General features: G+C 68.1%; 21 protein-coding genes. 5 read left to right on the top strand and 16 right to left on the bottom strand.

Annotated elements, in window-relative coordinates:
• Positions 1 to 148 precede the first annotated feature (148 nt).
• From ACPCXD_RS14075 to ACPCXD_RS14085, 3 genes are all read left to right on the top strand, one after another.
• The gene (locus ACPCXD_RS14075; protein ID WP_120283080.1) at positions 149 to 691 is read left to right on the top strand and encodes a potassium channel family protein; all 543 of its coding nucleotides are present in this window, start codon (positions 149 to 151) and stop codon (positions 689 to 691) included.
• A 138-nt stretch (positions 692 to 829) separates the two neighbouring features.
• Positions 830 to 2623, top strand: a complete 1794-nt coding sequence (locus ACPCXD_RS14080) for an ABC transporter ATP-binding protein/permease (RefSeq protein ID WP_423660216.1) — start codon at positions 830 to 832, stop codon at positions 2621 to 2623.
• A 73-nt stretch (positions 2624 to 2696) separates the two neighbouring features.
• A complete protein-coding gene (locus ACPCXD_RS14085; RefSeq protein ID WP_016696076.1) occupies positions 2697 to 3680 on the top strand; it encodes a TIGR00341 family protein in 984 nt (327 codons plus the stop codon).
• A gap of 8 nt (positions 3681 to 3688) precedes the next feature.
• On the opposite strand, the gene ACPCXD_RS14090 is transcribed toward ACPCXD_RS14085, so the two are convergent.
• Positions 3689 to 5581, bottom strand: coding sequence for an alkyl/aryl-sulfatase (locus tag ACPCXD_RS14090; protein WP_026061878.1), 1893 nt, complete (start codon positions 5579 to 5581; stop codon positions 3689 to 3691).
• 343 nt (positions 5582 to 5924) lie between these two features.
• Here ACPCXD_RS14090 and ACPCXD_RS14095 point away from each other — a divergent pair, with 343 nt between their 5' ends.
• Complete coding sequence (locus tag ACPCXD_RS14095) at positions 5925 to 7337, top strand: WS/DGAT/MGAT family O-acyltransferase (protein WP_232622258.1); 1413 nt, start codon at positions 5925 to 5927, stop codon at positions 7335 to 7337.
• A gap of 182 nt (positions 7338 to 7519) precedes the next feature.
• Positions 7520 to 8395: a cyclopropane mycolic acid synthase family methyltransferase gene (locus ACPCXD_RS14100; protein ID WP_016696073.1), complete on the top strand. Its 876-nt coding sequence runs from the start codon at positions 7520 to 7522 to the stop codon at positions 8393 to 8395.
• Between the two features lie 37 nt (positions 8396 to 8432).
• Here the strand turns inward: ACPCXD_RS14100 and ACPCXD_RS14105 are convergent, their stop codons facing one another.
• The 15 genes from ACPCXD_RS14105 to ACPCXD_RS14175 form a co-directional block, all read right to left on the bottom strand.
• Positions 8433 to 10028 carry a glutamate synthase-related protein gene (locus tag ACPCXD_RS14105; protein WP_160875886.1) on the bottom strand — a complete coding sequence of 532 codons (1596 nt, stop codon included), beginning with the start codon at positions 10026 to 10028 and terminating at the stop codon, positions 8433 to 8435.
• 78 nt (positions 10029 to 10106) lie between these two features.
• On the bottom strand, positions 10107 to 10253 hold the full coding sequence (locus ACPCXD_RS14110) for a hypothetical protein (RefSeq protein WP_186455093.1): 147 nt from the start codon (positions 10251 to 10253) through the stop codon (positions 10107 to 10109).
• Between the two features lie 121 nt (positions 10254 to 10374).
• Positions 10375 to 10896, bottom strand: a complete 522-nt coding sequence (gene msrA / locus ACPCXD_RS14115) for a peptide-methionine (S)-S-oxide reductase MsrA (RefSeq protein ID WP_423660009.1) — start codon at positions 10894 to 10896, stop codon at positions 10375 to 10377.
• A gap of 64 nt (positions 10897 to 10960) precedes the next feature.
• Complete coding sequence (gene nuoN / locus ACPCXD_RS14120) at positions 10961 to 12565, bottom strand: NADH-quinone oxidoreductase subunit NuoN (protein WP_192378481.1); 1605 nt, start codon at positions 12563 to 12565, stop codon at positions 10961 to 10963.
• Positions 12562 to 14253 (bottom strand): NADH-quinone oxidoreductase subunit M, encoded by a 1692-nt coding sequence (locus tag ACPCXD_RS14125; RefSeq protein WP_423660011.1) that lies wholly within the window; start codon positions 14251 to 14253, stop codon positions 12562 to 12564. Before ACPCXD_RS14125 ends, nuoN begins: the two co-directional genes overlap by 4 nt.
• A 13-nt stretch (positions 14254 to 14266) precedes the next feature.
• Positions 14267 to 16159 (bottom strand): NADH-quinone oxidoreductase subunit L, encoded by a 1893-nt coding sequence (gene nuoL / locus ACPCXD_RS14130; protein ID WP_423660013.1) that lies wholly within the window; start codon positions 16157 to 16159, stop codon positions 14267 to 14269.
• 57 nt (positions 16160 to 16216) lie between these two features.
• The gene (gene nuoK, locus ACPCXD_RS14135) at positions 16217 to 16516 is read right to left on the bottom strand and encodes an NADH-quinone oxidoreductase subunit NuoK (protein ID WP_006554035.1); all 300 of its coding nucleotides are present in this window, start codon (positions 16514 to 16516) and stop codon (positions 16217 to 16219) included.
• On the bottom strand, positions 16513 to 17304 hold the full coding sequence (locus ACPCXD_RS14140; RefSeq protein ID WP_423660016.1) for an NADH-quinone oxidoreductase subunit J: 792 nt from the start codon (positions 17302 to 17304) through the stop codon (positions 16513 to 16515). The genes nuoK and ACPCXD_RS14140 overlap by 4 nt, the downstream gene beginning before the upstream one ends.
• A complete protein-coding gene (gene nuoI / locus ACPCXD_RS14145) occupies positions 17301 to 17846 on the bottom strand; it encodes an NADH-quinone oxidoreductase subunit NuoI (RefSeq protein ID WP_006554037.1) in 546 nt (181 codons plus the stop codon). The genes ACPCXD_RS14140 and nuoI overlap by 4 nt, the downstream gene beginning before the upstream one ends.
• Complete coding sequence (nuoH, locus tag ACPCXD_RS14150) at positions 17846 to 19150, bottom strand: NADH-quinone oxidoreductase subunit NuoH (RefSeq protein ID WP_160875881.1); 1305 nt, start codon at positions 19148 to 19150, stop codon at positions 17846 to 17848. The genes nuoI and nuoH overlap by 1 nt, the downstream gene beginning before the upstream one ends.
• The gene (locus ACPCXD_RS14155; RefSeq protein ID WP_423660019.1) at positions 19147 to 21615 is read right to left on the bottom strand and encodes an NADH-quinone oxidoreductase subunit G; all 2469 of its coding nucleotides are present in this window, start codon (positions 21613 to 21615) and stop codon (positions 19147 to 19149) included. The genes nuoH and ACPCXD_RS14155 overlap by 4 nt, the downstream gene beginning before the upstream one ends.
• Positions 21612 to 23798 (bottom strand): NADH-quinone oxidoreductase subunit NuoF, encoded by a 2187-nt coding sequence (gene nuoF, locus ACPCXD_RS14160; protein ID WP_423660021.1) that lies wholly within the window; start codon positions 23796 to 23798, stop codon positions 21612 to 21614. The genes ACPCXD_RS14155 and nuoF overlap by 4 nt, the downstream gene beginning before the upstream one ends.
• The gene (locus ACPCXD_RS14165; RefSeq protein WP_423660022.1) at positions 23795 to 25099 is read right to left on the bottom strand and encodes an NADH-quinone oxidoreductase subunit D; all 1305 of its coding nucleotides are present in this window, start codon (positions 25097 to 25099) and stop codon (positions 23795 to 23797) included. Before ACPCXD_RS14165 ends, nuoF begins: the two co-directional genes overlap by 4 nt.
• Entirely contained in the window at positions 25096 to 25812 is a 717-nt protein-coding gene (locus ACPCXD_RS14170) for an NADH-quinone oxidoreductase subunit C (RefSeq protein ID WP_160875876.1), read from the bottom strand. The genes ACPCXD_RS14165 and ACPCXD_RS14170 overlap by 4 nt, the downstream gene beginning before the upstream one ends.
• Positions 25809 to 26363: a NuoB/complex I 20 kDa subunit family protein gene (locus ACPCXD_RS14175; protein ID WP_059381031.1), complete on the bottom strand. Its 555-nt coding sequence runs from the start codon at positions 26361 to 26363 to the stop codon at positions 25809 to 25811. Before ACPCXD_RS14175 ends, ACPCXD_RS14170 begins: the two co-directional genes overlap by 4 nt.
• Between the last annotated feature and the right edge of the window lie 9 nt (positions 26364 to 26372).

The following is a 26372-nucleotide window of genomic DNA, read 5'->3' on the forward strand; positions in this document are numbered from 1 at the left end:
TTCGTGTTCGGTCATCGACGACTCCCCACACTCCCCGCCCCGCGTCGACCTTTCGGGCAGGGGGGCGGATACTCGATCTTCCCATCGTCACCCCCGGCCCGATCGATACCCTAGGGGCAAAAGTCATCATTCCGGGACGGGGACGACCGTGGCCGATCCTCCGCGCACACCCGATCCGCGGGAGCGGAGACGGTTGATCGTGTCTGCGGTCGCGCGACCCGCACTCACCGCGCTCGTCCTGGTCAGCGTGTATTTCGTCGTTCCCCTGGATCAGGTCACCGGCGTGTCCGACGTGTTGTTCCTCGTCGGGGGTGGCGTAGTGGTCCTGCTCGTCGGAGGGTGGCAGGTCCACAGAATTCTCGCCGCGGAGTATCCGGCGGTGCAGGCGATCGAGGCGCTCATCAGCGTCGTGTCCCTGCATCTCGTGCTGTTCGCGACCGTCTATCTGCGGATGTCCGTCGTCGCCCCGGACGACTTCTCCGAATCGCTGTCCCGGATCGATGCGATCTATTTCTGTCTGACGGTTTTCGCCACGGTGGGCTTCGGGGACATTTCCGCCGAGTCCGAGCCTGCGCGCGCCGTGGTGTCGGTGCAGATGGTTGCGAACCTGATCTTCTTCGCGGTCGGGGTCCGGTTGCTCGCGGCCGCGGTGCAGTGGCGTCGGCGCAGCCGCGGTGACGACGAGGGGTGAAAGATCCGGGTTCGGTCCACCGGATTCCACGACTTCGCATTCCCACTGCAGGCTGCGGGGTGATCCTTGTAGGGATGCGACTGTAGGGATGCGACTGTAGGGATGCGACTCCACTGACGCCTGTCGGAGGCCGACATGTTGGATTGGGGAACCGTCGTCGTCGACAGCATCGTGTGGACGGCGAAAGCGTTTGCGATCACTGCCCTGGTCTTCGTCGCCGTGATCGCCGCGCTCGTGCGGTTCACGCGTTGGGGTCGCCAGTGGTGGCGCATCGCCGCGTCCTTCTTCGACCCGCGCAACGGCGCCGGCGGCCTCGCCCTCGCCGCGATCGTGTTGCTGCTGACGGTGTTCGCCGTGCGGATGAGCGTGCTGTTCTCCTACTGGTACAACGACTTCTATACGGCGATCCAGAATCTGGACGAGTCGGCCTTCTGGCGGTTCATGCGGGTCTTCGCGATCCTGGCGACGGTCCATGTGGTGCGTGCGCTCGTCGACTACCTGCTCGCGCAGACCCTCGACATCCGGTGGCGGACACATCTGAACGAACGCCTCGTGGACGACTGGCTCGAGTCGGGGTCCTTCTACAAGGATCGGTTCGTCTCGTCGCCGGTCGACAATCCGGATCAGCGCATCCAGGTGGACATCACGAGTTTCGTCACTACCACACGGGTGCTGTCGATGGGGGCGGTGACGGCGGTGCTGTCGATCGTCAGTTTCACGGGAATCCTGTGGGATCTGTCGGGACCGATCACGATCTTCGGCACCGAGATCCCCCGCGCGATGGTCTTTCTCGTGATCGTCTACGTGCTCGTCACCACGGCGGTCGCCTTCTGGATCGGCCGTCCCCTGATCATGCTCAACTTCCTGAACGAGAAGCTCGGCGCGACCTACCGGTACGCGCTCGTGCGGGTGCGCGAGTACGGCGAATCGATCGCGTTCTACCGGGGTGAGAGCGTCGAGCGGGGTGGGCTGCTCGCGCGGTTCGCCGCGGTGATCCGCAACTGGTGGCACATCGTGTTCCGGACGCTGAAGTTCAACGGTTTCAACCTGGCGGTCAACCAGACCGCGGTGATCTTCCCGTTCCTCGTGCAGGGGCCCCGTCTGTTCGCCGGCCAGGTGACCCTCGGCGACGTGATGCAGACGAGCAACGCGTTCGGGCAGGTGCACGACTCGCTGTCGTTCTTCCGCGAGTCGTACGACGAGTTCGCGGCGTTCCGCGCGACCACGATCCGCTTGAACGGATTGCTCGACACCACGCATCAGGCCGCCGAGCTGCCCTCGGTCTCGGTCCGGGTGCAGGAGGATCGGCTGGAACTGGCGGATCTGTCGGTGGAGACCCCAGCGGGTGACCCGCTCGTCACCGACCTGTCGCTGGGTGTCGATGCGGGCGAGGCGCTTCTGGTGCGCGGAGTGTCGGGCAGCGGGAAGACCACCCTGCTCCGCACGATCGCGGGACTGTGGCCGTATGCGCGCGGTGAGGTCGACCGGCCGACCGGGGACGGATTGTTCCTGTCCCAGCACCCTTACCTCCCGCTGGGCACCCTGCGCGATGCCGTCACCTATCCCCGCGCGGCGGATCACGACGACGCCGCGCTACGCACGGCGCTCGAGACCGTTGCGCTCGGGCATCTCGCCGAACGACTCGACACCGAGACCGACTGGGCGCGCACCCTCTCCCCCGGCGAACAGCAACGGCTCGGATTCGCGCGCATCCTGTTGTCGTCCCCGGCGATCGTGTTCCTGGACGAGGCCACCGCCGCGGTCGACGAAGGTCTCGAACACGCGCTGTACCGGACGATGCGGGAAGCGCTGCCGGACGCCGTGATCGTCAGCGTCGGGCATCGGAGCACTCTCGACGCCTTCCACGACCGCGTCCTCGAACTCCGCGGCGAAGGACGCTGGGTGGTCTCCGACCTGGAGAAGTCGCGATGATCCCCGCCATCGACCGTCGGTGCCGCGGTGTCGGATCCGGCCGGACCCGACGACTCTTCCGGGAGGTGCGTGAATGTTCGACACTCTTGTGCCCGAGTCCCAGCGACGCAGCCTGACGGAACTCGACGAGCGTCTGGATCTGTCGGTCGGTGATCGGCAGGCGAAGCGGTCGGCGTTCTGGACGATGCTCACCCTCTCGGCGGTCATCGCCGTGGCGGGGGTGGTCAGTGATTCGACGGCCACCGTGATCGGGGCGATGATCGTCGCGCCGTTGTCCACCCCGATCCTGGGGGTCGGCCTGGGGATCGCGGTCGGACGCGGTGTGTTGATCGCGCGCAGCGTCGCCCGGATCCTCGGCGGCATCGTCCTGGTTGTCCTCCTCGGGGTCGTCTTCGCCCAGGTGCTCGCGAACCCGGGCAATGTCCTGTCGAACTCGCAGGTCCTCGGTCGCACGTCGCCGACGTTGATGGATCTGACGGCGGCCATGGCGACAGGACTGGTCGGGGCGATCGCGGTGACACGCCGCGACGTCGGGGACGTCCTGCCCGGGGTCGCGATCGCGATCTCGCTGGTGCCTCCGCTCGCGGTGGTCGGTGTCTGCCTCGGCTCCGGCGCACCGACACTCGCGCTCGGCGCGTTCGTGCTGTTCGCATCCAACGTGGTCGCGCTGATCATCACGGCCACAGCGGTTCTCGTCGCCGCAGGTTACTCCCGGGAGGCGGCGGAGACCGTCCGGCCCCGGTGGCGACGGGCCTACGCCGTCCTCGCGGTGGCACTGGTCGTCGTCGCGGTGCCGATGGTCGTCAATTCGATGGCGTCGTTGTGGGCACGGCAGATCTCCGCGCAGGCCACGCGGTGGCTCGACGGGACACCCGACGCGGAGGTCACCGGGGTGGACTGGCACGGCACCACGGTGGTCGTCTCCGTGCTCGGCCCGGCCGAGCTACCGCCCCTGGACGAGCTCGACGCCGCGGTCGATGCGGTCCTGCCCTGGGATCCCACCCTGCAGCTCGTCCATACCGTGGGCGCGAACATCGAACGGGTCGAACCGGAGTGAGCGAATGGTCAGGGAGTGACGATCGCGAAGTCCGGATCGGGTTCGTCCAGCACGCTCACCAGCGTCGCAAGTACGCCGTCCACCCCGTCGACGGTGATGCTGCCGTCCGCCACGAGCGGCGTCGGGTCGGCGCCGCCGAGCAGCACCGCGACGAGCAGCGATCGGGTCAGCGTGATGGTGGTGTCCGGCGCGGGCAACGAGCCGTCGGTGTCGAAGTGCACCAGGAGCCCGTTTCGCAGTTGAGTGCGATGCACGATGTTCTCGTCGGTGAGGTTCCAGTCGATCGTCAACGTCGTCGACCATGCCCGCGGACCGTCCACACGCAGTGCGAGCGCGTCGAAGAGCTGCTCGATCGAGAGCGCACCGACGATGTCCGGGGCGGCGGTGACGGTCGGCGTGCCGATCGCACCGTGGCGGAGTTCGTAGGCGCCCATGAGGAAGAAGTTCCGCCAGGTGCCGTTCTCGGAACCGAAGCCGAGTCGTTCGAGCGCGTCCGCCTGCAGCGCCTTGGCCTGCGCGTTGTCGGGGTCCGCGAAGATCACGTAGTTCAGCACCTGCGCGACCCACCGGAAGTCGCCGTCCTCGAACGAGCGGCGGGCCTTCTCCAGGACCTGATCGGCGCCGCCCATGAACTCGATGTGCCGCTTCGCCGATTCGACGGGAGGGTGCTCCCACAGGTGGGCGGGATTGCCGTCGAACCAGCCCATGTACCGCTGGTAGACGGCTTTGACGTTGTGACTGACACTGCCGTAGTAGCCGCGCGTGTGCCACACCTTCTCGATCGCCGGTGGCAGTTCGATCGACTCGGCGATCTCGATTCCGGTGGCCCCTTTGTTGATCGCCCTCAGCGTCTGATCGTGCAGATAGCCGTACAGGTCGCGTTGGAGGGACAGATACTCCGTCAGGCGCTCGGTGTCCCAGGTCGGCCAGTGGTGCGAGGCGAACAGCACGTCGGAGCGGTACGCGAACCGGTTGATCGACTCGGTCAGATACTGCGACCACACGTGCGGATCCCGCACGAGCGCCCCGCGCAGCGTCAGCAGATTGTGCAGGGTGTGGGTGGCGTTCTCCGCCATGCACAGGGCCCGCAACTGTGGGAAGTAGAAGTTCATCTCCGCCGGGGCCTCGGTGCCCGGTGTCATCTGGAACTCGATCTCGACCCCGTCGACCGTCTCCGTCTGCCCCGTGTGCTCGATGTCGATCGTCGGAGCGATCAGGGTCGGCGTTCCGGTCGAGGTCGTCGGTCCCAATCCCGCACCGACGGCACCGCGAGGACCTCGTGGCAACGCCGCTCCGTACATGTAGGCGGCGCGGCGTCCCATCGCCGTGCCCGCGTACACGTTCTCTGCGACGGCGTGCTCGACGAAGCCGGCCGGCGCCAGGACCGGGCATCGCCCGGCTGCGACGTCCTCGACCGTCGTGACACCCTTGACGCCACCGAAGTGATCGATGTGGCTGTGGGTGTAGATCACCGCGGTGACCGGGCGGTCACCGCGATGCGCCCGATACAGCGCGAGACCCGCCGCAGCGGTCTCCGCGGAGATCAGTGGATCGATGACGATCACGCCGGTATCGCCCTCGACGAGCGTCATGTTCGACAGGTCCAGACCGCGCACCTGGTAGATACGCTCCGTGACCTCGAACAATCCCTGCCGCGCGCAGAGTCGCGACTGCCGCCAGAGGCTCGGATTCACCGTCGGAGGGCAGTCGTCGTCGAGGAATGCGTACGAATCGCTGTCCCACACGACGTGGCCATCGGTGTTCCTCACGATCCCGGGTTCGAGAGCCGCGATGAAACCGCGATCGACGTCGTCGAAATCCTGGACGTCCGAGAAGGGCAGTGATCGATCCACCTGCGTGTTCCGGACTGCGGCGGGCGTATCGGCCGATGGGTCGGACATCGCGATCCTTCCGGGTGATCTGCGGGACCCGGCACAGCAGGGAGTGTCGAGTTCGTGATTTCCGTTCCTGTCCTCGACTGTATTTCCGCACGCGCTCCCGGATCACGGCTTCCGTCCAGATCGATCGGCGGTAGCGAGACCTCCCGGAGTTCGCAAATCGGACAACAATTCTCGTTTCGGCCGGAAATCGGGCGTCCGGACTTGGCGATACGACCCGGCATCGCGTATTAGTTGTGTCGCGTCATAAACCTGTGACGGGGGTCATGGTTTGACGCACATGTCGACGGGGCACAGGGGGCCTCGTCACGAACTGCCCGGCGATCCGGGCGGAGGAATTGTGCCGATGCGTCCACCCATGTCGCCCACCGATTCGATGTTTCTCCTCGGGGAGTCCCGCGATCATCCGATGCATGTGGGCGGACTGATCCTTCTCCGGCCACGCGAAGGCACGACCGCCGCGGATCTGGGGGCACTGTTCACCGCTGCCGCGGAGGACGGCGAGGTCGCGCCGCTGTGGCGCAAGCGCGCGGTCCGTTCCCTGGGCACCTTCGGCCAGTGGGCCTGGGAGGAGGATGCGAACTTCGACCTGAGCTACCACGTACGACGCAACGCGTTGCCGCAGCCCGGCGGGCTCGACGAATTGTGGGATCTCGTCTCCCGGCTGCACAGCACGCTGCTCGATCGGAGCCGGCCGCTGTGGCAGATGCACGTGATCGAAGGTCTCGCGGACGGCAGGCTCGCCGTCTACACCAAGATCCACCACGCCCTCGCCGACGGTGTCGGCGCCATGAAGTTGCTGCGCCGCGCCCTGAGCCCGGACTCCGAACGGACCGGCATACCGGCACCGTGGGCACCCTTCGACGCGCCGAGCCGCTCCCACTCCTCCGGGACCGCGCTCGATCTTCCCGAGGCCGCGATGCAGGCGGTGCGGACGGCGACGGCCGAGGTCACCGGCTTCGTGCCTGCACTGGCCGGCACCGTGAACAGGGCGCTGCGCGGCGGAGGCGGATCACTGTCGCTGGCCGCACCGAACACCGTGATCAACGTGCCCATCTCGGGGACGCGCCGGTTCGCCGCCCGCTCGTGGCCGCTGGCCCGCCTGCGTGCCGTGGCGAGAGCGGCCGACGCGACCGTCAACGATGTCGTCCTGGCCATGTCGTCGGGAGCACTGCGCGCCTTCCTGATCGAGCAGGAGGCGTTGCCCGACAAGTCGCTCGTGGCCATGGTCCCGGTGTGCCTGCGACCCGACAAGGATTGCGCCGGAAACGAACTCGGTGTCCTGATGGCAGACATGGGCACGGATCTCGCCGATCCGGCCGACCGGCTGGCCAGGGTGTCGGCATCGACGACGGAGGGCAAGGCCTCCATGCAGGGGATGTCCTCCCTGTCCCGGCTGGCGGCCAGTGCACTCGGCGTCGCGCCGCTGGCGGTGGGGATCCTCACGCGCAATCGCGCGCTTCCGCGACCACCCTTCAACGTCATCGTCTCGAACGTGCCGGGTTCGCCGGATCCGTTGTACTGGAACGGTGCTCGTGTGGATGCTGTGTATCCGCTGTCCGTACCCGTCGACGGTCAGGCACTGAACATCACGTGCACGAGCACCGACGACGCCATCGCTTTCGGGCTCACCTCGTGCAGTCGCAGCCTGCCGCAACTGCAGCCCCTGCTCGATCACTTCGACGCGGCCCTCGACGCGCTCGAGGACGCCTTCGACATCGTGCCGGTCACCGACGGGGCATCCGTCCGTGCGGGCTGACGCCGCGGGGTAGCCGCCAGGCACTCGTGTGCCCGAGTCGGACAACTCCCCCCAGGAATCGCCGTTCTCGTGTGAGAAGGCACTCTGCCGGAGCACTATCGACCGATAGCGGTGTGCCCCACGGGAAGCGTGGATTCCGAAACAGGAACTCGCGTCCCACTCCTCGCGGAGAGTAGGTCCGAATGCAGAAGCTGACGCCGTTCTACGAGAAGGTCCAGACCCACTACGACCTGTCCGACGACTTCTTCGAACTGTTCCTCGACCCCACGCGCACGTACAGTTGCGCCTACTTCGAGCGCGACGACATGAGCCTCGAGGAGGCCCAGATCGCCAAGGTCGATCTTGCTCTCCGCAAGTGTGATCTCCGGCCCGGAATGACCTTGTTGGACATCGGCTGCGGGTGGGGCTCGACGATGATGCGGGCGGCTGAGCGATACGACGTGCACGTCATCGGTCTGACGTTGAGCCGCAACCAGTACGAACACGTGTCCGGTCTGCTCTCGGCGATGTCGTCCGGTGGCCGTACCGCGGAGGTTCGCCTGCAGGGCTGGGAGGAGTTCGACGAGCCGGTGGACCGCATCGTCAGCATCGGAGCGTTCGAGCATTTCCGCCGACAGCGGTACGACACCTTCTTCGAGCGTGCCTCCCGCATCCTGCCCGCCGACGGCCGGATGCTGCTGCACACCATCGTCGGGCATTCCCGTGCCCAGCTCGAGGCGATGAAGGTGGCGGTCACCCGCGAGGACGCTCTGTTCCTGCGGTTCATCATGAGGGAGATCTTCCCCGGAGGGCAGCTCCCCGACCGGGACCTGGTCATCACCGGCGCACAGCGAGCCAGTTTCTGGGTGCAGAACATCGAGTCCTTGCAGCCCCACTACGCCCACACACTCGATCTGTGGGCGCAGGCCCTCGAGGCACGTCGCGACGACGCGGTCCGGATGGCCTCCGAGGAGGTCTACCAGCGATACATCCGGTATCTGACCGGTTGCGCCGCGAACTTCCGACGGCGTCTCATCGACGTCCAGCAGTTCACGCTCGTGAAGCAGCGACCCCGATGATGAGGACCTGCACCAGGTCGTCGCGAGCAGGAGCTCGTCACAGGTGGGACCGGGGACGGAACGAATCCGGCGAGGCGGTACGCCAGTCCGCCGCCCACGTCGACGGCGGATCTGCCAGCAGTTCGCCCGGAGCGAGCCACTCGTAGAGCTCCGTGTAGGAGCGGACGACGGTGGGCGACACCTTCTTCCGGAGCATGTCCGTCGTGAGTCCGCTCGGTTCACCGACGCCCATCGACGCCATGAGTTGCATCGCCTGCCGCACCGTGCTCGCGTGGTACCGCTGCACCCGTAAGGCCTTGTCCGCCACATCGAGCGCCCGTGCTCGTTTCGGATCCTGGGTCGTCACACCGACCGGGCACCTGTTCGTGTGACACCGCTGCGCCTGGATGCATCCGAGCGCCATCATCATCGCCCGCGCCGAGTTGGTGTAGTCCGCACCTTGGATCAGCCGCTTCACCATGTCGTTTCCGGTCGCGACCTTGCCGCTCGCGCCGATCCTGATCCGGTCGCGCAATCCGGTACCCACAAGTGCGTTGTGGACGGTCATCAGTCCGTCGGTGAGCGGCAGACCCACGTTGTCCTCGTATTCGAGGGGTGCTGCGGCGGTGCCACCCTCCGCTCCGTCGACGATGACGAAATCGGGGGTCGTCCCTTCGGCGAGCATGGCCTTGCAGATCGCGAGCACGTCGATGCGGGATCCGACACAGAGCTTGAAACCGACGGGCTTCCCTCCGGACAGCTCGCGGAGACCGGCGAGGAAACGGACCAGTTCGCGCGGCGTGGTGAAGACCGTGTGCGCTGCGGGACTGATGCATTTCTCGTGGGCCGGCACACCTCGATAGCGTGCGATCTCCTCGCTCACCTTCGCTGCCGGGAGAACACCGCCCACGCCCGGCTTCGCACCCTGACTGAGTTTGAGGGAGATCGCCTTGACGTGGTCGTGGGCCGACTTGTCGGCGAATTCCGTCGGGTCGAATCTGCCGTCGCGGTCGCGCGTCCCGAAGTAGCCGGATCCGATCTCCCAGACCAGGTCGCCGCCGCCCTCGAGGTGATACGGCGTCAGGCCGCCCTCTCCGGTGTCGTGGGCGAACCCGCCTCGAGCCGCTCCACGGTTCAACGCCCGGATCGCGTTGGCGGACAGCGCACCGAAACTCATCGACGAGACGTTCAGCAGCGACATCGAGTACGGCCGCGTGCAGTCGGGTCCTCCGATGCTCACCCGCGGCGGTTCGTCGGGTTCGGGCACCGGCGCGGTCGAGTGCACGAGGTATTCGTAGCCGACCTCGTAGATGTCACGTTCGGTGCCGAACGACAGTTCGCCGTGGATGCCCTTGGCGCGTTCGTAGACGACGGTGCGCACGTCCCTGTCGAAGGGTCGTCCGTCGAAGTTCCGCTCGACGAAGTACTGCTGCAATTCCGGCCGTACGCTCTCGAGCAGATATCGCATGTGGCCGAGCACCGGATAGTTGCGCAGCACCGAATGCCGGCGCTGCACGAGATCGTAGATTCCGACCAGCAGCAGGAACGTCAGGAGGACGACCAGCACCCACCAGACCCACCCTCCGACGGCGGCGATCACGCCGACCAGAACCAGGGTCAGGCCCAGGAAACCGACGAGGAAGAACCGCAGCACGGTTCACCTTCTCTCCGCCTACCCGGCGGGACACACATGTCGGACAGCGGCGACCACACTCGCCGCCCGACCGGCAGATCAGTGGGAACCGCGGCGCTTCTGCTGCAACTTGGCGAGCATCTCCTTGGCCTTGCGCTGGTTCTCCGGCTTGGCCGCCTCACGTCGGACGATCTGGATCGCCTTCACCGCGGCGGCGCTCTTCATCGCCTTGCCGAACATTCCCATCGAGCACTCCTCCGCGTGTCGTTCCGAACCGTACTTCCACGATACGGACGCGCGGAAACACCGACGAGCAGCCGCTGCCGGCGGCACGGGCAGTCCCCGTGGAACTGCCCGTGCGCGCAACTCAGTTCGCCGCGTCGGCGATGCGACTGTTCGGCAGCTTCCAGCCCGGCCGTGGGAAGTGGCAGGTGTACCCGTTCGGGTAGCGCTGGAGATAATCCTGGTGCTCGGGTTCGGCCTCCCAGAAGGTGCTCGCGGGAGTCACCTCGGTGACCACCGTGCCGGGCCACAGGCCCGATGCCTCGACGTCTGCGATCGTGTCCACCGCGACCTGCTTCTGCTCGTCGTCGAGGTAGAAGATCGCAGAGCGGTAGGACGCCCCGACGTCGTTGCCCTGCCGGTTCAGGGTGGTCGGGTCGTGGATCTGGAAGAAGAACTCGAGCAGTGCCCGGTAGTCGGTGCGTGCGGGGTCGTAGACGATCTCGACGGACTCCGCGTGCCCCGGATGGTTGCGATAGGTGGGGTGATCGTTCTGCCCACCGGTGTAGCCGACCCGTGTCGACACCACCCCGGGCTGCCTCCGGATCAGCTCCTCCATACCCCAGAAGCATCCGCCTGCCAGAATCGCCTTGCGTGTATCGGTCATTACGCCTCCTCGGGAGGTGGAACCGATACGAGGGCCGCGGCATTCCCACCGCGCACGTTCGTGGTCAGAGCACGAACACCGCCGCCCGCTCGGCGAGGTCGAGGACGGGTTGCGGCAGGATGCCGAGCAGCACCGTCGCCACCGCCGCGAACGCGATCGCCGCGCTCGTCGCCACGGTCGAGGTCGCGAGCCGCGGGGCGTCGTCGGTCGGGTCGGTGAAGAACATCAGCACGATCACCCGCACGTAGAAGTACGCGGCGATCGCGCTGATCAGCACGCCGACGATCACGAGCGGAGCCGCACCGCCCTCGATCGCCGCGCCGAAGACCGCGAACTTCGCGATGAACCCGCTGGTGAGCGGAATGCCCGCCAGCGACAGCAGGAACAGCGCGAACGCCCCGCCGAGCAACGGGGAGCGTCGCCCGACACCGGCCCAGCGCGACAGCTCCCATGCCTCGCCGTCCGGGTCGCGCACCAGAGTCACCACGGCGAACACACCGACCGTCCCGATCCCGTAGACGAGCAGATAGAACAGCGTCGACGAGATCCCGGACGCGGTGCCGGCCACGACGCCGGTGAGCACGAATCCGGTGTGGCTGATCGCCGAGTACGCGAGCATGCGCTTGATGTCGTTCTGCGTCACCGCGAGGACCGCGCCGACGACCATCGTCGCGATCGCGACGGCCCACAGGATCGGCCGCCACTGGTCGGCGGAACCGGGGACCGCGACGTAGAGCACGCGCAGCAGTGCACCGAAGGCGGCGATCTTCGTGGCGGCGGCCATGAACGCCGTCACGGGGGTCGGTGCGCCCTGGTAGACGTCCGGCGTCCACGAATGGAAGGGCACCGCCCCGATCTTGAAGAGCAACCCGACGGCCAGCAGACCCACCCCGACGAGCGCGGTGGTCTCGCTGCCCGCACCGGTGTCGATCGCCAGGGCGATACCGCCGAAATGGACGGTCCCGGCATAGCCGTAGAGCATCGCCACCCCGTACAGGAAGAACGCCGACGAGAACGCGCCCAGCAGGAAGTACTTCAGTGCCGCTTCCTGGGAAAGCAACCGGCGGCGCCGCGCCAGACCGCACAGCAGATACAGGGGCAGCGACAGCACTTCGAGCGCGACGAACATCGTCAGCAGGTCGTTCGAGGCCGGGAAGACGAGCATCCCGCCCACCGCGAACAGCATGAGCGGGAAGACCTCGGTGCGCGCGCCACCCGCCGCGAGCGCCTGCCGTTCGGCCGCGGTGCCCGGAATCGCCGACGCCTGGGGCGCGAAAGCGTCGAGATGCGCACCGACCGCGGCGCGGGAAACCGATTGCGTGCGAACCTGTTCGATACTCCGTTCCGCGACGAGCGCAACCGACAGCACCGCCACGATCAGGACCGATCCCTGCAGGAACAGCGCCGGTCCGTCGATCACGACCGCCCCCGACAGGGTGGTCGCACGGGTTCCCGCGAGCATCACGACGGCGACGAACGCCGCCACGAGCGCGCCCGTCGTCAGGAGCACGTGGGCGAGATAGCGTGCCGAGGCCGGCGCGAAGGACTCGACCAGCACACCGACGACGGCCGCGGCGAAGACGATGAGGATCGGTGCGATCAGTCCGTAGTCGATCGCCGGGGCGGGAATCGACGCGGCAAGAACGACGATGCCCTCGGAGGGGTTCATTCGGCTTCACCTTCCTCGGAACCGTGGGCGGGAACACCACTCTCGGCGACGGGTCGCTCGGCGGGCACCACCGGTTCTGGCCGGGAGATCTCGATCGAGACGAGCGTGTCGTCGACCGCGGGGGTGATGACGTCGAGCGCGGGTTTCGGGTAGATCCCCAGGATGAGCAGCAATGCGATCAGCGGCGCGACCACCGCGACCTCACGAGGCACGAGATCGGAGAGCCTGCGGGCGTGTTCGGCACCGTCGTTCCCGTCGTCACCGTCGTCCCCACCGGGCAGGCGCACGGGTCCGCCCATCATGCGCTGGTAGAGCCACAGCACGTAGAGCGCGGACAGCACGAGCGCGAGCGTCGCGATCACCGCCGCGACCTGGTAGCGCGGATAGGTGCCGACGAAGACGAGGAACTCGCTGACGAACGGTGCGAGTCCGGGCAGGGACAGGGTCGCCAGTCCGGCGACGAGGAAGGTCCCGGCGAGGACCGGGGCGACCTTCTGCACCCCGCCGTAGGCCGCAATGGTGCGGTCGCCGCGCCGCGAGACGAGGAAACCTGCGATGAGGAACAGTGCGGCCGTGGAGATCCCGTGGTTGACCATGTAGAGGGTCGAACCGGCCTGCCCCTGCGCGGTCAGGGCGAAGATGCCGAGGACGATGAACCCGAAGTGCGAGATGGACGTGTAGGCGATCAGGCGCATCATGTCGGTCTGACCGATCGCGAGCACGGCGCCGTAGACGATGCCGATGACGGCCAGGGCCACCACGACCGGCGCGAAGGCCACCGAGGCGTCGGGGAAGAGCTGCAGGCAGTAGCGCAGCATGCCGAAGGTGCCGACCTTGTCGACCACGGCCATCATGAGCACCGCCGCGACCGGCGTGGTCCGCACCGCCGCGTCGGGCAGCCACCCGTGCAGCGGCCACAGCGGAGCCTTCACCGCGAAGGCGACGAGAAAGCCGAAACACAGTGCGCCGAGCACGGCGGGGGTCGCGTCGAGATCCCCCGAGACGGCGGCCGCGGTGACGGTCCGGACGTCGAAGGTGCCCACTCCCGCCGTCTCCCCCAGCCCGGATCGGGCAGTGACCACGTACAGGCCGATCAACGCGGCGAGCATCACCAGGCCACCGAGCAGGTTGTACAGCAGGAACTTCACGGCGGCGCGTGCCCGGTCGGCGCGCGGTGTCCCCGGCGAACCGAACCCGCCGATGAGGAAGTACATCGGGACGAGCATCGCTTCGAAGAAGACGTAGAACAGCAGGATGTCGAGGGAGGTGAACGACACGAGCACCATCGACTCGACGAGCAGGATCAGTGCCACATAGGTGTGCGCGGAACGCGGGCGGGCCGCACCGGCCTCCTCGTCGGCGGCGCGGTGATCGTGCCACCCGGCGGCCAGGAGCAACGGCACGAGCGCGGCGGTCAACAGGACCAGCACCAGGGCGATGCCGTCGACGCCGAGCCGGTAGCCGGCGCCGAACGAGGGGATCCAGTCGTGCGATTCGACGAACTGGAAACGCTCTCCCCCGCGGTCGAATCCGACGGCGACGATCACCGCGACGACCAGAACGGCGATCGACACCGCCAGGGCGATCGAGCGAACGGCGGAACCGAGGCGAGCGGGCAGAGCCGCGATCACGGCGGCGCCGAGCAGCGGGAGCACCCACAGGATCGTCAACCAGGGAACGGTGGTCACCAGTACACCCCCATCACAGCGTCACCAGGACGAGCGCACCGACCACGACGGTCGCGCCGGCGAACATGTACAACGCGTACGAGCGGACGAAGCCGGTCTGCAGCCGGCGCAGTCCGCGCGAGAGCGCACCGATCCCGGTGGCGGCACCGGTGACCGAGCCGTCGATGCCGGTGGACTCCACAGCGTCGAGCGCACGCACGAGGCCTTGACCGGGACGCATGAACACCGCTTCGTTCACGGCGTCGCCGTAGAGGTCGCGGCGTGCGGCGACGGTCAGCGCAGACACTGCTTCGGGTGCCGTCTCCGGGACCGGTGCGCGCACGTACTGCCGGTAGGCGACGGCGACACCGGCGAGCACGACCGCCAGCGTGACGATGGTGACCAGCCAGACGGGCAGACCGGCTTCGTGATGGTCGTAGCCGACAACGGGTTCGAGCCAGTGCTGCAACGCGCCACCGAGCACCAGCAGACCGCCGGCACCGATCGAGCCCACGGCGAGGGCGATCATCGGCCAGGTCATCGAGGCCGGCGACTCGTGCGGGGTGGCGTCGGCCGCCCATCGCCGGTCGCCGAAGAAGGTCAGGATCATCACGCGGGTCATGTAGAAGGCGGTCAGCCCCGCACCGAGCAGCGCGACGCCACCGAGCACGATGCCTTCGACACCGCCGGCCGCGAAGGCCACCTCGATGATCTTGTCCTTGGAGAAGAACCCGGCGAACGGCGGGATCCCGATGATCGCGAGATACCCCAGCCCGAAGGTGGCGAAGGTGATCGGCATGACCGCGCGCAGTCCGCCGTAGCGGCGCATGTCGGTCTCGTCGTTCATCGCGTGCATCACCGAGCCGGCACCGAGGAACAGTCCGGCCTTGAAGAAGCCGTGGGTGAGCAGGTGCAGGATCGCGAAGGCGTACCCGGCGGGCCCGAGCCCGGCGGCGAGCACCATGTAGCCGATCTGGCTCATCGTCGACGCCGCGAGCGCCTTCTTGATGTCGTCCTTGGCGCAGCCGATGATCGCGCCGAAGAGCAAGGTCGCGGCGCCGACGATCACCACCGCGAGTCGCGCGGCCGGTGCGGCGTCGAAGATCGCGTTCGCGCGGACGACGAGGTACACACCGGCGGTGACCATCGTGGCGGCGTGGATGAGCGCGGAGACCGGGGTGGGGCCCTCCATGGCATCGCCGAGCCACGACTGCAGCGGCAGCTGGGCGGATTTCGCGCACGCGGCCAGGAGCAGGCACAGGCCGATGGCGGTCACGGTGCCCTCGCTCGCCGCGGGCACCGCGGCGAAGACCGCGTCGTAGTCGAGGCTGCCGAAGGTCGCGAACATGATCATCAGGGCGACGAGCAGCCCCATGTCGCCGACGCGGTTGACGACGAACGCCTTCTTCGCGGCGGTCGCGGCGGTGGGCTTGTACTGCCAGAAACCGATGAGCAGGTACGAGGCGAGACCGACGCCCTCCCATCCGAGATACAGGACGAGGAAGTTGTCGGCGAGGACGAGCACCAGCATCGCCGCGAGGAACAGGTTGAGATAGGCGAAGAACTTCCGGCGCTCCGGATCGTGCGCCATGTAGCCGACCGAATAGAGGTGGATCAGCGAACCCACGCCGGTGATGAGCAGTACGAAGCAGATCGACAGCGCGTCGAGTCGGAGTCCGAGATCGACCTGCAGTTCTCCGACCGGCACCCAGGTGAACACGGTCTGCTGCGCGAGTCTCTCGCGCGCGTCGAGTCCGAGCAGTCCGGCGAACATGACGGCGCCGAGGACGAACGAGGCGATCGCCGTGGCGCATCCGAGCAGATGTCCCCAGCGGTCGCTGCGACGCCCGAGGAGCAGCAGAACGAACGCGCCGGCCAGGGGCAGTGCCGGTATCGTCCACAGCGCCGAGTTCAGGAACGAAGTCATGCCGCGTGTCCTCTCGGTTCGTCGTGGGCTCTCACACTCACCGTCCTCGTGGGGTCGTCAGTACTTGAGCAGGTCGGCGTTGTCGACGGAGGCGGATCGCCTCGTCCGGAAGATGGTCACGATGATCGCGAGGCCGACGACGACCTCGGCGGCCGCGACGACCATCGTGAAGAAGGCGAAGACCTGTCCGTGGAGGTTGCCGTGCATGCGCGCGAAGGTGACGAAGGCCAGGTTGGCGGCGTTGAGCATCAACTCGACGCACATGAACACGACGATGGCGTTGCGGCGCAGGAGGACTCCCACAGCGCCGATGGTGAACAGCAGTGCCGACAGGTAGAGGTAGTTCTCGGGGTTCATCGCCGGTCCTTCCTCGCGTCGTCGTCGGGTTCGCGCAGGCCGAGTTCGGTGTGGTCCCAGTCGCGTCCGATGCGGCCGAGCAGCTCGCCGACCGACAGTTCGGAGAACGATCCGTCCGGGAGCAGGGCCGGGACGTCGGCGGCGTTGTGGCGGGCATAGACGCCCGCGGCCGGCAGCGGTGTGACCCGCTCTCCTTCGCGGAATCTGCGTGCGGCGAGTTCGCGTTGGGTCTGCCTCGGCTGCAGTCGTTCCCGGTGGGCGAGCACCATCGCACCGACGGTGGCGGTGATGAGCAGGGCTCCGGTGAGTTCGAACGCCCAGACGTAGTCGATGAACAGCAGCACCGCCAGGCCCTCGACGTTGCCGCCGGCGTTGGCGGCGTCGAGTCCCGCGAAGCCGGAGACCGCGGTGTTCCCGATGCCACCGATGAGCATAGCCGCGAAGCCGATCGCCACGACGATCGCGAGAACGCGCTGTCCCTTGATGGTTTCGACGAGGGAGTCGGCGGAGTCGATTCCGACGAGCATGAGCACGAACAGGAACAGCATCATCACGGCGCCGGTGTAGACGACGACCTGCACCACACCGAGGAACAATGCGTCCTGCGCGATGTAGAAGACGGCGAGCACGATCATCGTCATGGCGAGGAACAGCGCCGAGTACACGGCTTTCGGTGCGATGACGACGCCGAGCGCCCCGAGTACCGCGACGGCGCCGAGGATCCAGAACTGCACGGCCTCCCCGGTGGAGGTCGTGGTGAGTTCGGCGGCGAGCAGGGCGGTGGTCACCGGTGTTCCTCCCCGTCGGCGGCGGACGCGTGTTCCGGGACGGGGATCGTGCCCCGGTAGTAGTCCTCGTCGGTGGCGCCGGGTGCCATGGGATGCGGGGGTGGCTGCATCCCGGGTTCGAGGGGGGCGAGCAGGCGGTCCTTCTCGTAGATCATGTCGGTGCGGTTGTCGGCGGCCATCTCGTACTCGTTCGTCATCGTCAGCGCGCGGGTCGGGCACGCCTCGATGCACAGTCCGCAGCCGATGCACCGCAGGTAGTTGATCTGGTAGACGCGCCCGTACCGTTCGCCGGGCGAGTACCGCTCCTCGTCGGTGTTGTCGGCGCCCTCGACGTGGATGGCGTCGGCGGGGCAGGCCCACGCGCACAGTTCGCAGCCGATGCACTTCTCGAGTCCGTCCGGATACCGGTTGAGCTGGTGGCGTCCGTGATAGCGGGGTGCGGTGGGTCTCTTCTGCTCCGGATACTGCTCGGTGTTGGGCTTCTTGAACATCGTCGTGAGCGTCACACCGAAACCGGCGAGCGGGCCGCGGAATTCGACCATCACGATCCTCCTGGGAGACGACCCGCCGGGGCGGGCGGACTCGATCGGGTGCTCGACCGAGCAGGTAGTGGCGGCACGGGGAAGCCCCCGGCCATGGCGTCGAATTCCTCGTCGACGTCGGCGGGTGGTTCCGTCGCCTGTGCGATGCGCCGGGTCCGCCGCCCCTGCAGGGTGAGGTAGGCGAACAGCAGGGCGGTGGACAGCACCCCGGCGACGATGAGGCTCGCGGTGCCGGGCAGGACGTCGTCGGTGTCGAGGATGCGCAGCGCGGCCACGATCATCACCCACACCACCGAGACGGGGATGAGCAGTTTCCAGCCCAGGGCCATGAACTGGTCGTAGCGCAGTCGCGGCAGGGTGCTGCGCAGCCACACGAAGACGAACAGCACGACCCACACCTTGATCACGAACCACAGCAGCGGCCACCAGCCCGAGTTCGCGCCGCTCCACAGCGTCAGCGGCCACGGCGCGTGCCAGCCGCCGAGGAACAGGGTGGTCGCGAGCGCGGAGACGGTGACCATGTTGACGTACTCCGCGAGCATGAACATCGCGAATCGCAGCGACGAGTACTCGGTGTGGAATCCGCCCACCAGTTCACCCTCGGCCTCGGGCAGGTCGAAGGGCGCGCGGTTGGTCTCCCCCACCATCGACACCGAGTACACCAGGAAGGACGGCAGTAGCAGCACGACGAACCACAGGTCGTTCTGCGCGGCGACGATGCCCGAGGTCGACATCGTGCCCGCCTGCAGGAAGACCGCGGCGAACGCGAGTCCCATCGCGATCTCGTAGGAGATGACCTGCGCGGTCGAGCGGAGACCACCGAGCAGCGGATAGGTCGAACCGGAGGCCCAGCCGGCGAGCACGATCCCGTAGACGCCGACGGAGGTGATCGCCAGGACGTAGAGCACCGCGACGGGAAGATCGGTGAGCTGCAACGGCGTCCGGTTCCCGAGGATCGACACCTCCGGCCCGAAGGGAACGACCGCGAACGCCATGAACGCCGGAGCCGTCGCGATGATCGGGGCGAGCATGTAGATCGGCTTGTCCACCCCGGTCGGGATGATGCCTTCCTTGAGCGCGAGTTTCAGGCCGTCGGCGACGGTCTGGAACAGTCCCTTCGGTCCCACCCGGTCGGGTCCGACCCGCATCTGCATCCAGGCCATGATCTTGCGTTCGGCGAGGATCATCACGAGGGTGGTCAGGACGAGGAACGCGAAGATGGCCACGGCCTTGACGACGACGAGCCACCACGGGTCGATGCCGAACATCGACAGGTCCACGGGCTGCTGGGCGGTGACGCTCATCGCGGATCCTCCTCGGCCGATCCGGAACCCGTCGTGGCGGCCCGGATCCGCACCACATCACCGGCGGTGACACCGAGATCGCCGTGCACCATCGAGCCCGGGGAGGCGGTGGGCAGCCAGACGACACGGTCGGGCAGGTCGTCGACCACCAGCGGCAGCGTGATCGAGCCGCGCTCGGTGGAGACCGTGAGCGAATGATGGTCGGCGGCGCCGATCTCCGCGGCCGTCGCGGCCGACAGACGGGCGACGGGTTCGTGCGCCGTTCCGGCGAGGTGCGGTTCGTCGTCCTGCAACCGGCCCGCGTCGAGGAGCATCCGCCAGGTGGCGAGGACCGCTTCCCCGAGAACGGGACGTCGCGGAGGCCGCGGGGACACTCCCGGCGACTCGGGGACGGTGCCCGTCCATCGTCCGAGTTCCGCGAGTTCGTGGCGCAGGGTCTCGACGTCGTGGGGACCGGGATCGTCGAGGCCTCCGTCGAGGTCCATCGCGTCGGCGATCGCCGCGAGCACCCGGTGGTCGGGCAGTGCTCCGGTGTCGCGGAGGGCGATCGGGAAGGCACGTTCGCGCCCCTCCCAGTCGAGGAAGCTCCCGGCCTTCTCGACCACCGGCGCGACGGGGAAGACGACGTCGGCGCGGTCGGTCACCGCGCTGCGTCGCACTTCCAGACTCACGACGAAGCCGGCACCGTCGAGACCCGCGAGTGCGGCATCGGGGTCGGGCAGGTCGGCGGGGTCGACGCCGGCGACCACGAGCGCAGCCACATCACCTTCGGCGGCCGCGGCGAGGATGGCGTCGGTGTCGCGGCCCGGCTCCGACGGCAGGGTGTCGGCCGGTAGACCCCACGCCGACTCGACGTCGCGCCGGGCCTGCGGATCGCCGATCGGGCGACCGCCGGGCAGCAGGGTCGGGAAGGCGCCGGCTTCGAGTGCTCCGCGATCACCGGCGCGGCGGGGGATCCACGCGAGGCGGGCTCCGGTCTCGTCGGCGAGGGCCGCAGCGGCGGACAGCGTGCCGGGCGATGCTGCGGCCCGCTCCCCCACCAGCACGATCGCACCGGGAGTCCCGAGCGCCGCCGCGGCGTCGGCGGATGCGCCGGTGCGGATCGCGTCGAGCGCGCGTGCCTCGTCGCCCGGGACGCAATGCTCGACCCGGCCCGACAGCTTGTGGACACCGCGCGAGGCGAACGGTGCGATCGTGAAGACCTGCAGCCTGTTCCGCCGGACCGCCTTGCGCAGCCGCAGGAAGACGATCGGCGACTCCTCCTCCGGCTCGAATCCGACGAGGAGCACCGCCGGCGCACGGTCGAGGTCGCGGTAGGTGACCTCGAGGCGTCGTCCGGCGACCCGCGAGGCGAGGAAGTCCGTCTCCTCCTCCGACAGGGCTCGGCTACGGAAGTCGATGTCGTTGGTGCCGAGCACCGTTCGCGCGAACTTCGCGTACGCGTAGGCGTCCTCGACGGTGAGCCGGCCACCGGTGAGGACTGCGGCCCTGCCGCGCGCCGCCGCCAGCCCGCGCGCGGCGACGCCGAGCGCCTCGATCCACGAGGCGGGGACGAGTGCTCCGGTGTCGTCGCGGACGAGGGGCGTCGTGAGGCGGTCGTCGGCGGTGGCGTAGGTGAACGCCCAGCGTCCCTTGTCGCAGTTCCATTCCTCGTTGGCCTCGGGGTCGTCCCCGGCGAGTCGGCGCAGCACGGCACCGCGACGGTGGTCGGTGCGTTGGGCGCAGCCGCTCGCGCAGTGTTCGCACACACTCGGTGTGGAGACCAGATCGAACGGGCGGGCGCGGAACCGGTAGGCGGCGCCGGTGAGCGCACCGACCGGGCAGATCTGGACGGTGTTGCCGGAGAAGTACGACTCGAACGGTTCCTCGGTGTAGATGCCGACCTGCTGCAGCGCCCCGCGGTCGAGCATGTCGACGAACCGGTCGCCCGCGACCTGGTCGGCGAAGCGGGTGCAGCGCGCGCACAGCACGCAGCGTTCGCGGTCGAGGAGCACCTGCGAGGAGATCGCGATGGGTTTCGGGTAGGTGCGTTTGGTGTCCTCGAAACGGGATTCTGCGCGTCCGTTGGACATCGCCTGGTTCTGCAACGGGCACTCTCCGCCCTTGTCGCACACCGGGCAGTCGAGCGGATGGTTGATGAGCAGCAGTTCCATCACGCCGCGCTGGGCCTTGTCGGCCACCGGCGAGGTGAACTGGGTGCGCACGACCATCCCGTCGGTGACCACCGAGGTGCACGAGGCGAGCGGTTTGCGCTGCCCCTCGACTTCGACGAGGCATTGGCGGCACGCGCCGACCGGCTCGAGCAGCGGGTGGTCGCAGAACCGCGGGATCTGGATCCCGATCAGTTCGGCGGCGCGGATCACGAGAGTGCCCTTGGGCACGGCGATCTCGGTGTCGTCGATGGTGACGTTCACGAGGTCGGTGGTCTCGGATTTCTCCGCTCCGGCACCGGACACGGCGGTCATCGCTCGCCTCCTTCCGCGGGGGTGTCGGCGGCGAGCGTCGACAGGTGCGGGTCGAACGGGCAGCCGCCGTGCTCGAAGTGGGCGACGTATTCGTCGCGGAAGTACTTCAGCGACGATGTGATCGGGCTGGTGGCGCCGTCCCCGAGGGCGCAGAATGCCCGGCCGAGGATGTTGTCGGAGATGTCGAGCAGCTTCTCCAGGTCGGCTTCGGTGCCCCGCCCGTGTTCGAGCCGCTCGAGGATCTGCACGAGCCACCAGGTGCCCTCGCGACACGGGGTGCACTTGCCGCACGATTCGTGGGCGTAGAACTCGGTCCAGCGCAGCACCGTGCGGACGACGCAGGTGGTCTCGTCGAAGATCTGCAGGGCCCGGGTCCCGAGCATCGACCCGGCGGCGGCGACGTTCTCGTAGTCCAGGGGGACGTCGAGGTGTTCGTCGGTGAAGATCGGGGTCGACGAGCCACCGGGTGTCCAGAACTTGAGCCGGTGGCCGGCGCGCACACCTCCGGCGTAGCCGAGCAACTCCCGCAGCGTGATGCCGAGCGGGGCCTCGTACTGGCCGGGGGTGGTGACGTGCCCGGAGAGCGAGAACATCGCGAATCCCGGTGATTTCTCGGTGCCCATCGAGCGGTACCAGTCCACACCGTTGCGGATGACGAGCGGGACGTTCGCGATGGACTCGACGTTGTTGACGACGGTCGGGCACGCGTACAGGCCGGCGACGGCGGGAAAGGGTGGACGTAGGCGTGGTTGGCCGCGGCGTCCCTCGAGGGAGTCGAGCAGCGCCGTCTCCTCACCGCAGATGTACGCGCCCGCACCGGCGTGGACGACGAGTTCGAGGTCGTATCCGGAGCCGAGGATGTCGCGTCCGAGATAGCCGGCCTCGTAGGCCTCCGCGACCGCGGCGTGCAGGCGCCGCAGCACCGGGACGGCCTCCCCCCGCAAGTAGATGAACGCGTGCCGGGCGCGGATCGCGTAGGCGGCGATGATCACGCCTTCGACGAGGGCGTGCGGGGTGGCCAGCATGAACGGGATGTCCTTGCAGGTGCCCGGTTCGGATTCGTCGGCGTTGACGACGAGATAGTGCGGCTTGTCGTCGCCCTGGGGGATGAACGACCACTTGGTGCCGGTGGAGAATCCGGCGCCGCCGCGACCGCGGATCCCGGAGTCCTTCACCGCGGCGATGACCGTATCCGGGTCCATCCCGAGGGCGATGGGCAGGGCTTCGTATCCGCCGTGCCGCCGGTAGGCGTCGAGGGTCCACGCCTGGTCCTCGTCCCAGTAGCGGGTGAGTGCGGGGGTCAGACCCGTCGGTGGTTTCCCGACGGCGACGACGACCTCGTCCTTCTCCGGTGGTTCCGGTGCCCGCATGTCGTGCTTGCGGGCGACCTCGAGCCCGGCGCGGGAGGCCGGTCCGGCGGTACCGGCGGCCTCGAGCGCACCGGGCCGGTCGTCGGGGATCCCCGCGAGCAGGCGCGCGGTGTCGCGGAAGTTACGCAGCGGGGCGCCGCGCGTCGGTGTGGGTGTGCCGCCGGCGAGCAGGTCGTCGACGAGTTCGATCGCGGAGTCGACGGTGCGGTTGTCGAACAGTTCCCAGTCGACGGTCATCACCGGGGCGTAGTCGCACGCCGCGTTGCATTCGATGTGTTCGAGGGTGATCGCGCCGTCGGCGGTGGTTTCGTCGTGTCCGATGCCGAGCCGGGTGCACAGGGCGGAGAAGATCTCGTCGCCGCCCATCGTCGCGCACAGCGCGTTCGTGCACACCCCGACGTGGTGGCGGCCGGTCGGCGAGCGGCGGTACATGGTGTAGAAGGTCGAGACGGCGGCGACCTCGGCGCCGGTGAGTCCGAGCCGCCGGGCGCAGAACTCGATGCCGGCCGGCGTGATGTACCCGTCCTCCGCCTGCACGAGGTGCAGCAGCGGCAGCAGCGCCGATCGGGGCTGCGGGTAGCGCGCGACGATCCGGTCGGCGTCGGCGTCGAGGCGGGCACGCACGTCGTGGGGATAGCGGCGCGGTGCGTCGGGTGGGGTGAGATAGGTGTCCTCGTCGGGTCGCGGCCCGAGCGGGACGAGGACGGGTTCGCGTCCGGCCGGTTCGGTCATCGGCACGGCGGCGGAGGTCTCGCTCGTGGCCGCGGTGCCGGTGGTCTCCGCACCCGCGGCGCGCACGAATTCGGTGCTCATCGGTCCACTCCCCCCATCACCGGGTCGATGCTGGCGACGGCGGCGATCACGTCGGAGACCATGCCGCCTTCGCACATCGCCGCGACGGCCTGCAGATTCGTGAACGACGGGTCGCGGTAGTGCACGCGGTAGGGGCGTGTGCCGCCGTCGCTGACCATGTGGACGCCGAGCTCGCCGCGTGGCGATTCGACGCCGATGTAGACCTGTCCCGCCGGGACGCGGATGCCCTCGGTGACGAGCTTGAAGTGGTGGATCAGGCCCTCCATCGACTCGCCCATGATGTGACGGATGTGGTCGGGCGAGTTGCCGAGTCCGTCCGGTCCGAGCTGCAGTTTCGACGGCCAGGCGATCTTGCCGTCCTGCACCATCACCGGTCCGGGACGGAGCCGGTCGAGGCACTGTTCGACGATCTTCAACGATTCGCGCATCTCCCCGATCCGGACGAGATAACGCGCGTAGCAGTCGGATCCCGCGGCGGTGACGACGTCGAACTCGTAGGTCTCGTACCCGCAGTAGGGTTCGGCTCGGCGCAGGTCGTAGGGCAGGCCCGTGGATCGCAGGATCGGTCCGGTGACGCCGAGGGCCATGCAGCCGGTGAGATCGAGGCAGCCGATGTCGCGGGTGCGTGAGATGAAGATGGGGTTGTCTGTGAACAGGGCCTCGAGGTCGGCGAGGCGGCCGGGCAGCAGGGCGAGCAGGTCGCGGATCATCGGCACGGCCTCGTCGGGCAGGTCCTGGGACAGTCCGCCGGGCCGGATGTAGGAGTGGTTCATCCGCAGTCCGGTGATCGTCTCGAAGACGTCGAGGATCAGTTCGCGTTCGCGGAAGCCGAACAGCATGGGCGTGGTCGCACCGAGTTCCATGCCGCCGGTGGCCAGCGCCACCAGGTGCGAGGAGATGCGGTTGAGTTCCATGAGCATCACCCGCACGACCTGCGCGCGGTCGGGGACGAGATCCTCGATGCCGAGCAGTTTCTCGACGCCGAGGCAGTAGGCCGTCTCGTTGTGGAACGGGGCGAGGTAGTCCATGCGGGTGACGAAGGTGACGCCCTGGGTCCAGTTGCGGAATTCGAGGTTCTTCTCGATCCCGGTGTGGAGATAGCCGATTCCGCAGCGGGCCTCGGTGACGGTCTCGCCGTCGATCTCGAGGATCAGGCGCAGTACTCCGTGGGTGGACGGGTGCTGGGGTCCCATGTTGACGACGATGTGGTCCTCACCGCTGTCGCGTACGGCAGCGGTGATGTCGTCCCAGTCGCGTCCGACGGCGTCGAAGACGGTCTCGGTCGCGGGTTCGCTCGTCACGTGTACGCCCTCCGTTCGTCGGGTGGCGGGATCCGGGCGCCCTTGTACTCCACCGGGATTCCGCCGAGAGGGTAGTCCTTGCGTTGGGGATGTCCGCGCCAGTCGTCGGGCATCTCGATGCGGGTGAGCGCGGGGTGCCCGTCGAAGACGATCCCGAAGAAGTCGTAGGTCTCGCGCTCGTGCCAGTCGTTCGTCGGGTAGATGCGGTAGAGCGACGGGACGTGCGGGTCGCTGTCGGGGATCGCGACCTCGAGCCGCATCCGGCGGTTGTGGGTGATCGAGACGAGCGGATACACCGCGTGCAGTTCGCGTCCCGACTCCTGCGGGTAGTGCACCCCACTGACCCCGAGGCACAGCTCGAAGCGCAGATCCGCATGGTCGCGCAGGGTGCGGGCCACGAGCGGCAGATGGTCGCGGCGGACGAAGACGGTCAGCTGGTGGCGGTGCACGACGACCTTCTCGACCGCCTGCACGTAACCCACCCCGGTGTCGCCGGACCGTTCGTCGAGGACGTCCTCGAGCGTGTCGACGAGCTCGTCGAGGTATCCGCCGTAGGGACGTTCGGTGCTGCCGGGCAGCGATACCCGGCGCACGAGTCGGCCGTAGCCGCTGGTGTCGCCGGATCCGCGCACGCCGAACATGCCGCGCCGCACGGCGATCACCTCGTCGGTGCGGTCGTCGTGGTCGGATCCTGTCCGTTGGAGATCGGTCATCGCGGCGGCACCGTCAGTTCGATGAGGGGGCGTTGGGCCAGGGCCGCTTCCTCCGCGGCGCGGATCGCCTCCGCCCGGTTCACACCGAGGGGCATCTGCGCGATCTTCTCGTGCAGGGTGAGGATGGCGTGCAGGAGCATCTCGGGTCGGGGCGGGCAGCCCGGGAGATAGATGTCGACGGGGACGACGTGGTCGACCCCCTGGACGATCGCGTAGTTGTTGAACATCCCGCCCGAGGAGGCGCACACGCCCATCGCCAGCACCCACTTCGGTTCGACCATCTGGTCGTAGACGCGGCGCAGCGCGGGGGCCATCTTCTGGCTGACGCGACCGGCGACGATCATCACGTCGGCCTGTCGTGGCGAGGCCCGGAAGGCCTCCATGCCGAAGCGGGCGATGTCGTAGCGGCCGCCTGCGGTGGCCATCATCTCGATGGCGCAGCACGCGAGCCCGAAGGACGCCGGCCACAGCGAGCCCTTGCGCGCGAAACCGGCGAGGGTCTCGACGGTGCTGAGCAGGAAACCGCTGGGAACCTTCTCCTCGATGCCCATGCCCGTCAC

Origin of the sequence: Rhodococcus sp. AB351 (assembly GCF_049538275.1) — a bacterium.
Classification (GTDB): Bacteria; Actinomycetota; Actinomycetes; order Mycobacteriales; family Mycobacteriaceae; genus Rhodococcus.